Source organism: Pandoraea communis, assembly GCF_902459745.1.
Classification (GTDB): Bacteria; Pseudomonadota; Gammaproteobacteria; order Burkholderiales; family Burkholderiaceae; genus Pandoraea; species Pandoraea communis.
Genome location: NZ_CABPSJ010000004.1, coordinates 64711 through 78695, shown reverse-complemented (window position 1 = coordinate 78695; position 13985 = coordinate 64711). Strand labels below are relative to the sequence as shown.

Sequence of the window (13985 nt, the reverse complement as noted above, 5' to 3'; positions counted from 1 at the left end):
GGAAGCTCAGCCCTTGGCAGCGAGTTGTGCACGCAACGCTGCGCGCACGGCATCGGTCGACGGACGCACGCCGCGCCACACCGCAAACGCTTCAGCCGCCTGTTCGATCAGCATGCCCAGTCCGTCCGCCGCGCGTGCCGCGCCGGCCGACAATGCATGTGTCATGAACACTGTCGGTTGCGCACCGTACATCATGTCGTAGGCCAAGGCGCCGGGCGCGTAGACGCCCGCCGGCAACGGCGGCACCTCACCCTGCAAACTGCCGGCCGTGGCATTGATGACGACATCGAACGCCGCCGGGGTGGCGTCCCAACCGCCGCCGGCCAGCGCAACGCCGTGACGCCGCGCCGCCGTCGCGAAACGTGCAACAAGCTCATCGGCGCGTGCGGCCGTGCGATTGGCGACGAACAGCGTCGCCGGCGCCGCTTCGATCAGCGGGAGCATCGCGCCGCGTGACGCGCCGCCGGCGCCGAGCAGCAACACGCGGCGCCCCTTGAGCGAAATGCCAAGCGGCCCCTCGATGTCACGCACGAGCCCCACACCGTCGGTGTTGTCACCGGTAATTCCCTGTGCGTCGAACACCAGCGTGTTGACCGCGCCAGCCGCCTGCGCGCGCTCGGTCAGACGATCTGCGAGCGCGTGAGCCTCGAGCTTGAACGGCACCGTAACGTTGGCACCCCGCGCGCCGCTCTCGATGAAAGTTCGGACAGTGGCCGCGAACGCGTCGAGTGGCGCGAGCAGACGTTCATAGGTGAGATGCTGTCCCGTCTCGCGCGCGAACTCGGCGTGAATGAACGGCGACTGACTGTGTTCGACAGGATGACCGATCACCGCGTAGCGATCAGCCGGCAGGTCCCCGGGTGGCGTTTGGTTTGTCATCGTTTTCAAAGACGCGGCGCCTGGCTTTCGCTCAGGCGCCGCTGTTGCATGCGTCAAATACGGCGTTTGGCCGACGCTCGGCGAGCGCCGATCACCAGAAGATCCACAGCGCGATGCCGCCGAACAAAGCCCATTTCACCGCATAGTACACGTAGCGGTTCCACGCCTTGAGGCATTTGCCGGCAATGCGGATCGAATAAATATACTTGAACACCTTGTTCAACCCGCCGGTACGGTCGCCAGCCTCGTTGGGCGACGCCGCCGCACCGACCAGATGGCGGCCGAACCAGTGGTTGATCGCCTGCGTCCAGCGATACTTCATCGGGCGCTCGACGTCGCAAAACAGAATGATGCGGTTCCGACCGCTCTGGTTCTCGGCATAGTGAACGTACGTCTCGTCGAACACCACGCCCTCGCCGTCGCGCCAGCTATAGCGCTGACCGTCGACATCGATGTAACAGCGATCATCGTTCGGCGTAACCAGCCCGAGGTGAAAACGCAGCGACCCCGCGAACGGATCCCGGTGACGCACGAGGCGGCTGCCGTGCGGCAGTTCGGCAAACATCGCCGCCTTGATCGTCGGAATCTGGCGCACAAGACCGGTGGTCACCGGACAGAGTTCATTGGCAGACGGATGCGCGTCGTCATACCACTTCAGATAGAAACGCTTCCAACCACTCTTGAAAAAGGAATTAAAGCCGAGGTCGTTGTACTTATCCGACGCTTTGATTCGGCTCGCGTCAAGCAGCGACACCGCTTCGGCACGAATCACTTCCCAGTTCTGGCGCAACGGCTCGAGTTCCGGGAAGTACTCGGTTTTCAGATACGGTGTCGTCGGCACACGGGAGAACGTATACATGAACACGTTCAGTGGCGACAGAAACGTCGAATGGTCAGAGAGTTGGCGGAAAAATTTGTGGCGAACCTTACCCCGGAAATGCACATATGCAGCACACGCAGCAAAGATCGCCAACACAATCCATTTCATGGCGGACTTTCCAAGAGTCGGAGAAAACTTCGCAATTATAGAAATAGTTGGAAGTTTTTTCCGACCAGACCGCCCCTTGAAATACGAGGTATTACCGTGCCTCGGCCCCCGGCGGTGCGGCCAGCGTTTCGGCCTGCACGCCCTGACGGGAGAATGTCATCCGCGTGACGATTTCAAGGATGTCGTAGCGCTGTTTCATCTCGGAAGAGAAGTCGCCAAACGGAGCGCTCGCTTGCACGATCGCCACGGCGCGGCGGTCCAGATCGCGATTGCCGGAGCTTCGCGTGATCTCCACACCCGTGACATTCCAGCCATCCTTGTGATACCCCAGTCCACCGCGTTGATTGACGTTGAGCGTCACAATCAGCTCGCCGTAAAGGCGGTCGTTGCCGATCTGCGGAAAGTGCTCCGTGCCGTAGCGCTCCACGCGATGACGTAGCGTATCGAAGTATCGGGCGTACACCACCTCGCGCGTGTTGGCCGTGACCTGGCCGCGTTTCGGACGAGTCTGATACGCACGCAACTGCTTGTCGATTTCCGCCTGCAGACGGGCGATCTGCTGATCGACACTCTGATCGTCGTGTCCTTGTCCGCGCTGCACGGCATCGGCACGATTGCGCTGCGACTCAGGCGCGGCGGCGTACTGACTGCGCAGTTGCGAAAGCAACTTTTCCTGGGTCGCCTCAAGGTCGCTCACGTTGCGCTGGATCTGCGCGACAGGCGCGCCGTCGCGCTCGACGGCGCGCGACGGCAAGGGCGACGTCGCGCGCTCACCGTCATGCTCGCCACCGCCCACAAGGTTGGCCTGCGCCAGCGCGGCGGCCTTGTCGGGTGCGTTGGCCGACTTCGCATTGACGAGAACGACCTCTAGCGGCGAGTCTGCGCTGTGTAGCCGGAAACTATCAGGCGCAACGAAATGCACCGCCAGCGCGAGCAGATGAACCACGGCCGAAAATACGAGGCCCGTGGCAAGCGGATGCTCGCGCATGAGCGACCAGCCACGGCGGCGTGCCGCGCCCAGATTGCCAGAAGCGAGGGCCGGTTTCAGCACGCCGAGCCGGCAGAGGCGTCGCGAGCGCCCGCAGCCATCAGCGCCGCGGCGAGCGGCGAGGTCTCCGAGCCGGCATCTGCCGGCTGCTCGACAAGCGCACTCGTGTCGGGCGAGGCCGACACGGCGTCCTCTTCGCTGCGGCTTTCGACACTGTCGGTATCGTCGTTACTGTCGTTGCTGTCGGTACTGTCGGTGTCATCGGTGCCGTCCGCACCGCCTGCCCCCTCAGCCCCCCCTTCGCCGCCGTCGCCGCCCTCACCCGCGCCGCCCTCCCCTTCGTCATCGTCATCGGCAAGCACGGTCTGGCTGGCGCCGAGCACCTGCGAGATACGCACCGAAATACTGAGCGTGACGACGTCGAGCGACAGCACGTCGAGCATGATCTGCGTGCCACGCGCGTGCAGACCGAGTCCCGGCACGATCAACGTCAGCGGGATGTCGTTCAGACGCACCGTGTCGCCCTTGAGCACACTCGCCTGCACCTGCGACTTGTTCTCCTGAAGCAGCCAGCGCAGACACCAGTAACGCTCCATCCGGCTCTGATGCTCGCCGTAGGCAGCATAAGCGGCCTCGAAGCTCGAGACGGTGACATACAGATCGGCGTCCTTGGGCTTGAAGGGCGCCGCCAGCTTGGCCGTCACTCCGTGACGCACACACGCGATCAACTGCCACTGGTTCACGAGATCGACGTAGCGACGAAGCGGCGACGTGCTCCACGCGTACTGCTCGACCCCGAGGCCCTCGTGCGGTGCCGGCGACGTCTGCATGCGCGTACGGTTCACACCGTAGGCACGCTGTGCACGGTAGATGCCGGGTACGCCGCATTCGGCCAGCAGGCGTCCCCAACGGCTGTTCGCGAGAATCGCCATCTCGGCGACGATCAGATCCAGCGGAGCACCCCGCAGGCGCTGCTTGATCGTGACGTGCTCGCCGTCGACGTAGAAACTGAAGTCGGTCTTGTTCTGCACTTCCGGGCGCAGACCATAGCCCACACGCGCGGCCTGACGTTTGTCGTAAAGCGACTGCGCGAACGGCCACAGCAGACGCAGTGCTTCCTTGTGCGGATAGTCGCCGCTGCCGTCGGCCAGCGCCTCGGCCGTGATGATCGAGTCGAGTTCGTTGTGGCGCAGGTTCGCAGAGATCGGCACGCGTTCAGCGCGCGTCTCGGTGGCAACGATCTCGTATGTGTCGGCCTTGGCCACGACATACAGCGACAACGCCGGACGGGCACCGCCCTCGGCGAGCGTGTACGCCTCGACCACGGCGTCGGGCAGCATCGTGATCTTCTCGCCGGGCGCGTAGACCGTCGACAGGCGTACCCGCGCGATAGCGTCAATGGCGTCGCCGCGCGTGATGCCGAGCGCCGGCGCCGCAATGTGGATACCCACGCGCAGCAGGCCGTCGGGCAACAACTGCACCGAGAGCGCGTCGTCGATTTCGGTCGTCGTCGAATCGTCGATGGAGAATGCCTGTACGTCGGCCAGCGGCAGATCGTCGCCCGGCAGGGGAACCGGCCCCACATCGGGGAAGCCGGTACCGCGCGGGAAGTACTCATAGAGGAATGCCGCCTCGTGATATGCGCGCGGCGACGCAATGCCGCCACAGGCGAGCATCACCTCGGCGTGCGTCTTACCCAGGGCGCTGGCGGCGGCGTCGAGCGCCTTCCACTCGATGGCGTTCTTGTCCGGGCGGAACAGCAGCAGCAGTTCCTTGCCCTTGAGCGCGTCGGGCAGCGTGCCTGCAATCATCTGATCTGCATAGGTGGCCTGCAACTCTGCCTGCTGCTGCTTGCGGGCGAGTCCCGCGAGCGCGGCCTGGATTTGTTCCTGCGGCGCGCGTTGATACTGGCCGCGGCCCTTGCGGCGGAAGTAGATCGGCGAGGCCTGCAGGGCCAGTGCCAGTCCGGCCTGTTGCGCAACGCTCGCGCCTTCACCGAAGTACTCGGCGGCGAGCGTCGGAAACGGAAACTCCTCGGCAGGCGCGCATTCCCACAGGAAACTCATATCGATGTCCTGTGCAGCAGCCTGAGCCTGGGCGATCAACTCAGCGGGAGAGGGCGACTCAAAACGCAACAGGACGTCGCGTCCTTTGATCTTGCTACGGCGTCCGCCAGGCAGTTCCACCTGATACGACTCACCCTGCTGCGACAACACCGTGCCAGCCTTGAAGCCGCCGGATTCCTCAAAAAAAATGTTCATGAAACAGCCATCGATCGCAATAGGCGATATTGTAGCCCGCCAAACTACGGCGGTTTAGGGCAGAACGGGCAAACGCGTCATTCGCTCGCGGGCGAACCCGCGGCACCGGGCGAAGTGGTGACATCGATGCCGGCGAAGCGCAGCACGTCGTCCATGTAATCGACAAAATCGGAAATACCGTGGTCGCTGCCTTCGATCTGGGTGAGCTTGGCCCCCGGGAACTTCGCCACCATGTCACGGTAGTCCAGGGTCTGGTCGCCGGTCGCCGCCACAAGGTAGTAGCGCTCGGGGCGCGTGATCTGCGCCACGTCGATCATGCGCAACTCGTCCAGGTGGCGCGGCTCGACGACGATAGTGCCGCCGCCATGCCACATCGGCTGCTCGCCGAGCCATTTACCCAGGTCGTCGTACGGCCGCGTGGCCGGATTGAGCAGCACCGCGCGGCAGCCAAGTTTCTCGGCCAGATAGGTTGCGTAGTAGCCGCCCAGCGAGCTGCCCACGATGGTCAACTCGTCGGGCGCCACGCCGGTCAGCAGACGCTGGGCGTCCACCACCGCCGCCAGCGGCGACGGCGGCAATTGCGGACACGCCCAGGCATGTCCCAGCCCGAGCCGGTGCATGCGAGCAGCCATCAATTGCGCCTTGAACGAACGCGGCGACGAACGGAAGCCGTGCAAATAGAGAATCATGTGAGCCCCCGATAAAACCCAATCAGTATGCACAAACAGCGACGGTGCCGGAATCAGGCGCGCGCCGCCAGCGTGTCGAGCAATTTCTGGTGAATGCCGCCGAAGCCGCCGTTACTCATCACCACGATCTGGTCGCCGGGCTGTGCTGCCGCACTCACCGCACGCACCAGCCCGTCAATATCGCTGAATGCCTGCGCCCGGGCGCCGAGCGGAGCGAGTGCTTCGGCAAGATTCCAGCCAAGCGCGTCTTTGCCCGACGGAGCACCGTAGCCGAACACCAGATCGGCATCGGCCAGACTCGCGGGCAGTTGCGACTTCATCACGCCGAGCTTCATCGTATTCGAGCGCGGTTCGAGCACCGCCAGAATGCGCGCAGTGCCAGCCCGGCGGCGCAGTCCGGCCAATGTCGTCTGAATGGCGGTCGGATGGTGAGCGAAGTCGTCATAAACGGTGACGCCCGCCACCTCGCCGCGCACTTCCATGCGGCGCTTCACGTTCTGGAATTTGCCCAGCGCCGCCGCGCCCTGCTCCGGCGGCACCCCCACGTGCCGTGCCGCCGCCAGCGCTGCCAGTGCGTTCATCCGGTTGTGCTCGCCCTGAAGTGACCACTTCACTTCCCCGGCAGCCACCGGGCCGTGATGGGCCCAGAAGGCTTCCTGCCCCGGCGCGAGTGCGTCGTTCGCCTGAGCGACGTGCCAGCCGTCCGCCACACCGAAGCGTTCAACCTCGCTCCAGCAGCCGCGCGCCAGCACGCGTTCGAGCGCCGGCTCGCGACCATTGACGATCACGCGGCCCTGTCCCGGCACTGTGCGCACCAGATGATGGAATTGCGTCTCGATGGCGGCCAGATCCGGGAAGATGTCGGCGTGATCGAATTCCAGGTTGTTCAGAATCGCCGTACGCGGATGGTAGTGGACGAATTTGGAGCGCTTGTCGAAAAAGGCCGTGTCGTACTCGTCGGCCTCGATCACGAAGAAATCGCTATCGGTCAGACGCGCCGAGATCCCGAAGTTCATCGGCACGCCGCCGACGAGGAAGCCCGGGTGATACCCGGCGTCCTCGAGAATCCAGGTCAGCATCGACGTGGTTGTCGTCTTGCCGTGCGTTCCCGCCACGGCCAGCACCCACTTCTTCGACAGCACATGCTCGCCGAGCCATTGCGGGCCAGAGGTGTAAGGCAGGTTTCGATTCAGGATCTCTTCCATCAGCGGATTGCCGCGCGAGACGACGTTGCCGATGACGAACAGGTCGGGCTCCAGCGAGACCTGTTCGGCGTCGAACCCCTCGATCAACCGAATGCCCTGCGCCTCGAGTTGCGTGCTCATGGGGGGATAGACGTTGGCGTCGCAACCCGTGACGGTGTGGCCGGCCTGACGTGCGAGGACTGCCAGACCGCCCATGAACGTGCCGCAGATGCCAAGAATATGAATATGCATGGATGGGGAGCGTGGTGAGGACGGGCCGAACCCGTGCGGGAAATGGAGTGCCGAAAAGCCAAGGGCTCCATTGTACCTGTGGCGTGCTCCGCAATGCCTTTCGGGTATCATCGTCCGCATGACACGCAAATCCTGGACCGACGCCCAACGCCTGCGCGAAGAAATTGCGCTGGCCGCCGCCCGCCTCATCGCCGAGGAGGGTGCCGACTACGCTACCGCGAAGCGCAAGGCGGCGAAGCAGGTCACCGGCGAGACGCGGATTGCCGGCGAATTGCTGCCAGATAACGATCAGATAGACGCGGAAGTCCGCGAATACGTCCAGACGTTCCTCTCCGACACGCAGCCTGCCGAGCTGGCGCACCTGCGCCAAGTGGCGCTCACCGTCATGACGGAACTGGCACGCTACCGGCCGTTCATTACCGGCGCCGTCTACAACGGCACGGCAACGGCGCTATCGGATATCTATTTGCAGGCTTTTTGCGACAATCCGAAGGAAGTTGCCATCGATCTGCTCAATCGGGGTATCGACTACGAGGTCTCGGAGAGCCGCCATTTCAATGGCCGTGGCATGGTCGAGACGCTGAGTTTCCTGTGGCGCGAGCGTCATCAGCGGGGTGAACCTGCAGGCGTGCATCTGTCCTTGTACTCCCTGGATGACATGCGCGGTGCGCTCAAGACAACCGACGGCAACGGCCGCCCGGTCCGCGTTGATGCCAAAGGCCTCCGCGCGCTGATTGCCGAAACCACCGCGGAGCAAGCGGCCAGCAGTTGATCTGCCGTCATGTTGCTGCAAAATCGCCACGCATTCTCTTCAATTACCTTCCGTTTTTCATCTACCGTTGATCCCGGCACCTCTGCCCTCCCTCCCATCATGGCAAAACGCATTGTTATTCTGGTGATTCTGGCGCTCGCAGGGCTGGCGGGCGGCTTCTGGCTCGGCCACCGGAACCCGCCGCCGGCAAACGCCCCGGACGCCGCCGTCGCGCAGTTGCTCGCCACCCGGTTGCCCGACCTGCGCGGTAACGAGCAGGCCGTCTCGCAATGGCGCGGCAAGACACTGGTCGTTAACTTCTGGGCGCCGTGGTGCGGGCCTTGCGTGGAAGAAATGCCCGATTTGCAGGCATTGTCCTCGGAATTCGGTAGTAAAAATGTCCAATTCGTGGGAATCGGCATCGATACCGCCCAGAACATGATCACGTTCGAGCAGAAGGTAAAAGTCGACTATCCGTTGCTCGTGGCCGGCTACGCGGGAACCGATCTGGCCCGCGCCCTGGGAAACAAGGCCGGGGCGTTACCGTTCACCGTCGTTGTCGATCCGCAGGGCCGCCTGCACTATGAGAAGCTCGGCCGCATCACGTCGGACGAGGTCCGCGCGGCGCTCAAGCCGCTCATCTGACCCCACAGCGGAAACAGGAAGTCACGGGGGACGTCACGAGAAGTCCCGCCGGACGTGAGTGGCACGGCACAATTTTCGCCCCACTGGACAAAATCGACCAACTGGCGTTTAATTGCGCCCAATTTCGTGAAATTTGATTCGCCGATGCCTCACCGCATTCTCGTGCTCCATGGCCCCAACCTGAACCTGCTCGGTACTCGCGAGCCGGAGGTGTACGGCCGCACGACGTTGGCCGACATTGACTCTGCCCTTGTGGCGCAGGCCAAGACGGCGGGTGCCGAGGTGGTGACATTCCAAAGCAATCACGAAGGTGCATTGGTTGACCGGATTCAGGCGGCGCGCGATGAGTCGATCGACTTCATCGTCATCAACCCTGCGGCCTACACCCATACCAGCGTGGCGATGCGCGACGCGCTGGCCGGGGTGGGCATTCCGTTCGTCGAGGTCCACCTCTCGAACGTCCATGCGCGCGAAGCCTTCCGGCATCACTCGTACTTTTCCGATATTGCGCAAGGCGTGATTTGCGGCCTGGGCTGGCGCGGCTACACCTTCGCACTCGATTTTGCCCTGCGGCGACTCGCCGGCGGGTAGTCCTCTCATCCCCATTTCCCCGCGCGGGGCGTCGCCCCCGTGCCGATATCGAATCAAGGAGCTTCCTTCATGGATTTGCGCAAACTCAAGACGTTGATCGACCTCGTGGCCGAATCGGGTATTTCCGAACTCGAAGTCACCGAAGGCGAAGGCAAGGTCCGCATCGTCAAGGCGCCGCCCCAAGTGATCGCCGCCCCGATGCAGATGGCCATGCCGGCACTCCCGCAAGCCGCTGCGCAAGCTCCCGTCGCGCCGAGCGCCGCCCCCGCCCCGGCCGCGCCGGTGCTGCCGCAAGGTCATATCGTGACGTCGCCGATGGTCGGTACGTTCTACCGTGCCCCGTCGCCGGGCGCCGATCCGTTCGCGCAAGTCGGCGACTCGGTCAAGGAAGGCCAGACGCTGTGCATCATCGAAGCCATGAAGCTGCTCAACGAAATCGAGTCGGACAAGGCTGGCGTGATCAAGGAAATCCTGGTCGAGAACGGTCAAGCCGTGGAATACGGTCAGCCGCTGTTCGTGATCGGCTAATGCCGGTTGTCGGACGCCCCGCGCAGCACAGCTGTGTACCGCCTGGCGGCAAGCGGCGTCCGGCCCCGCTCCTCTCCCCTTACGGGCAGGACTGCACATAATGTTTGAAAAAATTCTCATCGCCAACCGCGGCGAAATCGCTTTGCGCATCCAGCGCGCGTGTCGCGAGATGGGCATCAAGACCGTCGTGGTCTACTCCGAAGCCGACAAGGAAGCGAAGTACGTCAAGCTCGCTGACGAAGCCGTTTGTATCGGCCCGGCGCCCTCGCCGCTTAGCTATCTGAACATGCCTGCGCTCATCAGCGCGGCAGAAGTCACCGATGCCCAGGCCATCCACCCGGGTTACGGCTTTCTCTCCGAGAATGCCGACTTCGCCGAGCGCGTCGAGCAATCGGGCTTCACGTTCATCGGCCCGCGCCCCGACACCATTCGCCTGATGGGCGACAAGGTCTCGGCCAAGCAGACGATGATCAAGACCGGCGTGCCCTGCGTGCCGGGTTCGGAAGGCGCGTTGCCCGACGATCCGAAGGAAATCGTGCGCATTGCACGTCAGATCGGCTATCCGGTGATCATCAAGGCCGCAGGCGGCGGCGGTGGCCGCGGCATGCGCGTGGTGCACACGGAAGCGGCGCTCGTGAACGCGGTCAACATGACCCGCGAGGAAGCGGGCCGTGCGTTCGGCAATCCGGAAGTCTATATGGAGAAGTTCCTCGAGAACCCGCGCCATATCGAAATCCAGATTCTCGCCGACAAGCACAAGAATGCGGTCTGGCTGGGCGAGCGCGACTGCTCGATGCAGCGCCGTCACCAGAAGGTGATCGAAGAGGCGACCGCACCGCTGGTCCCGCGCCGTCTGATCGAGCGCATCGGCGATCGCTGCGCCGACGCCTGCAAGAAGATGGGCTATGTCGGCGCCGGCACGTTCGAGTTCCTGTTCGAGAACAATGAGTTCTACTTCATCGAAATGAACACGCGCGTGCAGGTCGAACACCCGGTCACGGAAATGATCACGGGCATCGATATCGTGCAGGAGCAGATCCGCATCGCGGCCGGCGAGAAGCTCGCTTACCGTCAGCGCGACATCCAGTTCCAGGGGCACGCCATCGAGTGCCGGATCAACGCCGAAGATCCGTTCAAGTTCACGCCGTCGCCGGGTCGCATCACCGCCTGGCACATGCCGGGCGGCCCCGGCATCCGCGTCGATTCGCATGCTTATAACGGCTACTTCGTGCCGCCTAACTACGATTCGATGATCGGCAAGCTGATCGCCTACGGGGCAACGCGCGACCAGGCGATTCGCCGCATGCGTGTGGCGCTGTCGGAAATCGTGATCGAAGGTATCCAGACGAACATCCCGCTGCACCGGGAGTTGATGCTCGACGCCAAGTTCGTCGAAGGCGGCACGAGCATCCATTATCTGGAACACAAGCTGGCGCAGAAGTCTGCCGTCGGCAGCAATTAAGTCGTTCATTCGCAGGAACTACTCGCTATGTATCGCGAACTCGTCGTAGAAGTTGCCCGTGCCCAAGCCGAGGCCCTGTCAGACGCCCTGCTCGATCTCGGCGTGCTGTCCGTCTCGGTGGAAGACGCGGACGCCGACACGCCCGACGAGCAACCGATGTTCGGCGAGCCTGGTCTCACCCCGCCGGACACCGCGTGGCAGCACTCGCGCGTGGTCGCGCTGGTGGGGGAAGACCAGGATGCCGCCGTGCTGCTCGCGGCGGCGGTCAATGAATTGGGGCTCGCCGCATCACCCGCGTTCACCTTGCGTGACGTGGAGGAGCAGGATTGGGTGCGCCTCACGCAATCGCAGTTCGAGCCGATGCAGATCGGCCAGCGGATCTGGGTGGTGCCGTCGTGGCATGACGCCCCGGACGCCGACGCCCTTATCCTGGAACTCGATCCGGGTCTGGCCTTCGGCACCGGCAGCCATCCGACCACGCGACTCTGCATGGAGTGGCTCGAACAGAACGTACAGCCGGGCCAGTCGCTGCTCGACTATGGTTGTGGCTCCGGCATTCTGGCAATTCTTGCGCGCAAGTGCGGCGCCGATCCGGTCATCGGTATCGATATCGATCCGCAGGCCGTCGAGTCCGCCCGCTACAACAGCGAACGCAATCACGCGCCGGTCGAATACGGGTTGCCCGACGACCTGCGCGACGGCCAGTTCAACATTGTGGTCGCCAACATCCTGTCGAATCCGCTCAAGCTGCTGGCCTCGATGCTCACCTCGCGGGTGGCACCGGGCGGACGCCTCGCGCTGTCCGGCGTGCTGGAACGACAAGCCGACGAAGTGATCGCCGCCTACGCGCCCTATATGAAGATGTCGGTCTGGCGCGCTTACGATGGCTGGGTCTGCCTGCACGGGCAGGCCGCCAGCTAAACCGCGCACAACGCGCCGAGCCTTCGAGTCCCATGACCCAGCCCTCGCGCGTTCTCGCTACTCGCTGCCCCCACTGCCATACCGTCTTTCGCGTCGTCGCGGATCAGCTCAAGCTGCGCGACGGCTTGGTGCGTTGCGGCAATTGTCGTGAAGTGTTCGACGGACGCACCTATCTCTGCGATGCGCCCAGCGACGCAAGTGACGCGCCGGCCGCCGAGGCAATGCGTGCGACGCCAGACGATGGCACTGCCCTCAGCGATACCGTCCCGCCGCACGGCCCCGTTACCCACGACATCGCGGGCGAACCGCAGGTGTCGTCGCTGCCGATCGATAAAGTGGTATCTGCGGCATCGGCAAACGAATCCGTCCCCCGCGCCGAACGGCCGCCGGTGCCCGAGATGCTCACGCCCACCGCCATCGCCGCATTGCTGGGCACCGCCGACGAAAGCCGGGCGCAAATGCAACATGGCCCGGGGCGCTACATCGACGACGACGAGCCCGCAGGACTCACCGCACCGACCGCATCCACCGCCTCGTCCCCCCGCGCCGGGCCGCCGACATCGATCCACCTCGCCGGGCAACCGCAACGCCCCGGTGCCGGCCGCGTGATTTGGCGAGTGCTGCTCACGCTGGCGATTCTCGGCCTGGCTGCACAGTGGGCCTGGATCGAACACGCCGCACTGGTCGACCGGGTTCCGGCATTGCGCGGCGTGTTCGCCGCTATCGGCCGGCCGATGCATGTGACGATCGCACCGCCGCGTCAGCCGGACATGATTCAGCTTTCCAGCGTGACGCTTGTCACCGACGACGCCGGCGCAGCAGACGCCACCGACGCAACGGCAAGCGCGGCGTCTGCCTCCCTGGCCGACGCCGTCCCCATGACGCTCACCGTGTTCATCCGCAATCAGGCGGACTACGCGGTAGCCTGGCCATCGCTCGAACTAACGCTGTCGGACATCGACGGCAAGCCCGTCGTGCGACGCGTTTTTGCGGCCAGCGACTACGTTACCGATGCCGCACTGCGCGAGGCCGGGCTGGCTTCACGCAATGAACGCACGATTCGGTTACGATTGTCGGCGCAGGCAGCGCTAGCCAGTAATTACCGGGTGCTCGCGTTCTATCCTTGACAGCGCTGTTGCACTCAATTCAGGAGATATTGATGTCCCAAGTCACGCTCGGGGGTAACCCCATCGAAGTCGACGGCCAGTTCCCGCAGAAGGGTCAGACCGCACCGGCATTCTCGCTCGTCAACGCCAAATTGCAGGACGTCACGCTTGAGGACTTCGCCAGCAAGCGCAAGGTGCTCAACATCGTGCCGAGCCTCGACACGCCGACCTGCGCCACCTCGACCCGCAAATTCAACGAAGCCGCAGGCAAGCTCGAGAACACTGTCGTGCTCGTGATCTCGGCCGACCTGCCGTTCGCAATGAGCCGCTTCTGCGCCACCGAAGGCCTGAACAACGTCGTCACGCTCTCCACCATGCGCGGTCGCGAGTTCCTCAAGAACTACGGCGTGGCGATCACGACCGGCCCGCTCGCCGGTGTGGCAGCCCGTGCCGTCGTGGTGCTCGACGCCGATAACCGCGTGATCCACGCCGAACTCGTGCCCGAGATCAAGAACGAACCGAACTACGACGCCGCGCTCGCCGCCCTGTCGTAAATCACCGCCGTTCAGCCGGCTCGCCCGCGTCGGTCGATTCGACCGGCGCGCGCCGGATCGCAGTTCCCGTGCCGGCGCAACGGATGCGTCGGCCAGTTTTTTTTGACAGCATGAGGCGGCTCGACTGAGAGTCATCTGCTGCCGCCCTTGTTGGCCCCCCCTTATTACCTTTCGCAAGGACCTGTT

Annotated in this window: 14 protein-coding genes; 8 read left to right on the top strand and 6 right to left on the bottom strand. The window is 63.9% G+C overall.

Translation table 11 applies throughout. The annotated features are described in order from the left end of the window. Window positions 1-6: 6 nt before the first annotated feature. The 6 genes from aroE to mpl form a co-directional block, all read right to left on the bottom strand. Complete coding sequence (gene aroE / locus PCO31110_RS15000; RefSeq protein WP_010803963.1) at window positions 7-879, bottom strand: shikimate dehydrogenase; 873 nt, start codon at window positions 877-879, stop codon at window positions 7-9. 91 nt (window positions 880-970) lie between these two features. Continuing rightward, on the bottom strand, window positions 971-1867 hold the full coding sequence (gene lpxO, locus PCO31110_RS14995; RefSeq protein ID WP_150690781.1) for a lipid A hydroxylase LpxO: 897 nt from the start codon (window positions 1865-1867) through the stop codon (window positions 971-973). Window positions 1868-1958: 91 nt separating this feature from the next. Further along, window positions 1959-2918 (bottom strand): energy transducer TonB family protein, encoded by a 960-nt coding sequence (locus PCO31110_RS14990; RefSeq protein ID WP_010803961.1) that lies wholly within the window; start codon window positions 2916-2918, stop codon window positions 1959-1961. Beyond that, window positions 2912-5116 (bottom strand): ribonuclease catalytic domain-containing protein, encoded by a 2205-nt coding sequence (locus PCO31110_RS14985; protein ID WP_150690780.1) that lies wholly within the window; start codon window positions 5114-5116, stop codon window positions 2912-2914. Before PCO31110_RS14985 ends, PCO31110_RS14990 begins: the two co-directional genes overlap by 7 nt. Window positions 5117-5193: 77 nt before the next feature. Next, window positions 5194-5805 (bottom strand): YqiA/YcfP family alpha/beta fold hydrolase, encoded by a 612-nt coding sequence (locus PCO31110_RS14980; RefSeq protein WP_150690779.1) that lies wholly within the window; start codon window positions 5803-5805, stop codon window positions 5194-5196. A 53-nt stretch (window positions 5806-5858) separates the two neighbouring features. Further along, the gene (mpl, locus tag PCO31110_RS14975; RefSeq protein WP_010803958.1) at window positions 5859-7241 is read right to left on the bottom strand and encodes a UDP-N-acetylmuramate:L-alanyl-gamma-D-glutamyl-meso-diaminopimelate ligase; all 1383 of its coding nucleotides are present in this window, start codon (window positions 7239-7241) and stop codon (window positions 5859-5861) included. A 118-nt stretch (window positions 7242-7359) separates the two neighbouring features. Between mpl and PCO31110_RS14970 the strand changes: the two genes are divergently transcribed. The 8 genes from PCO31110_RS14970 (at window position 7360) to tpx (ending at window position 13799) form a co-directional block, all read left to right on the top strand. Beyond that, complete coding sequence (locus PCO31110_RS14970) at window positions 7360-8013, top strand: UDP-N-acetylmuramate--alanine ligase (protein ID WP_150691031.1); 654 nt, start codon at window positions 7360-7362, stop codon at window positions 8011-8013. Between the two features lie 99 nt (window positions 8014-8112). Next, entirely contained in the window at window positions 8113-8637 is a 525-nt protein-coding gene (locus tag PCO31110_RS14965) for a TlpA family protein disulfide reductase (protein ID WP_150691030.1), read from the top strand. A 144-nt stretch (window positions 8638-8781) separates the two neighbouring features. Continuing rightward, the gene (gene aroQ / locus PCO31110_RS14960; protein ID WP_036664542.1) at window positions 8782-9228 is read left to right on the top strand and encodes a type II 3-dehydroquinate dehydratase; all 447 of its coding nucleotides are present in this window, start codon (window positions 8782-8784) and stop codon (window positions 9226-9228) included. A gap of 69 nt (window positions 9229-9297) precedes the next feature. After that, window positions 9298-9756, top strand: a complete 459-nt coding sequence (gene accB / locus PCO31110_RS14955; RefSeq protein ID WP_010803954.1) for an acetyl-CoA carboxylase biotin carboxyl carrier protein — start codon at window positions 9298-9300, stop codon at window positions 9754-9756. Window positions 9757-9856: 100 nt separating this feature from the next. Next, window positions 9857-11218 (top strand): acetyl-CoA carboxylase biotin carboxylase subunit, encoded by a 1362-nt coding sequence (gene accC, locus PCO31110_RS14950; RefSeq protein ID WP_010803953.1) that lies wholly within the window; start codon window positions 9857-9859, stop codon window positions 11216-11218. Window positions 11219-11245: 27 nt separating this feature from the next. After that, window positions 11246-12139, top strand: coding sequence for a 50S ribosomal protein L11 methyltransferase (prmA, locus tag PCO31110_RS14945; protein ID WP_010803952.1), 894 nt, complete (start codon window positions 11246-11248; stop codon window positions 12137-12139). A gap of 32 nt (window positions 12140-12171) precedes the next feature. Further along, window positions 12172-13266 (top strand): DUF3426 domain-containing protein, encoded by a 1095-nt coding sequence (locus tag PCO31110_RS14940; RefSeq protein ID WP_150690778.1) that lies wholly within the window; start codon window positions 12172-12174, stop codon window positions 13264-13266. 32 nt (window positions 13267-13298) lie between these two features. Then, entirely contained in the window at window positions 13299-13799 is a 501-nt protein-coding gene (gene tpx, locus PCO31110_RS14935) for a thiol peroxidase (protein ID WP_010803950.1), read from the top strand. Window positions 13800-13985: the final 186 nt, after the last annotated feature.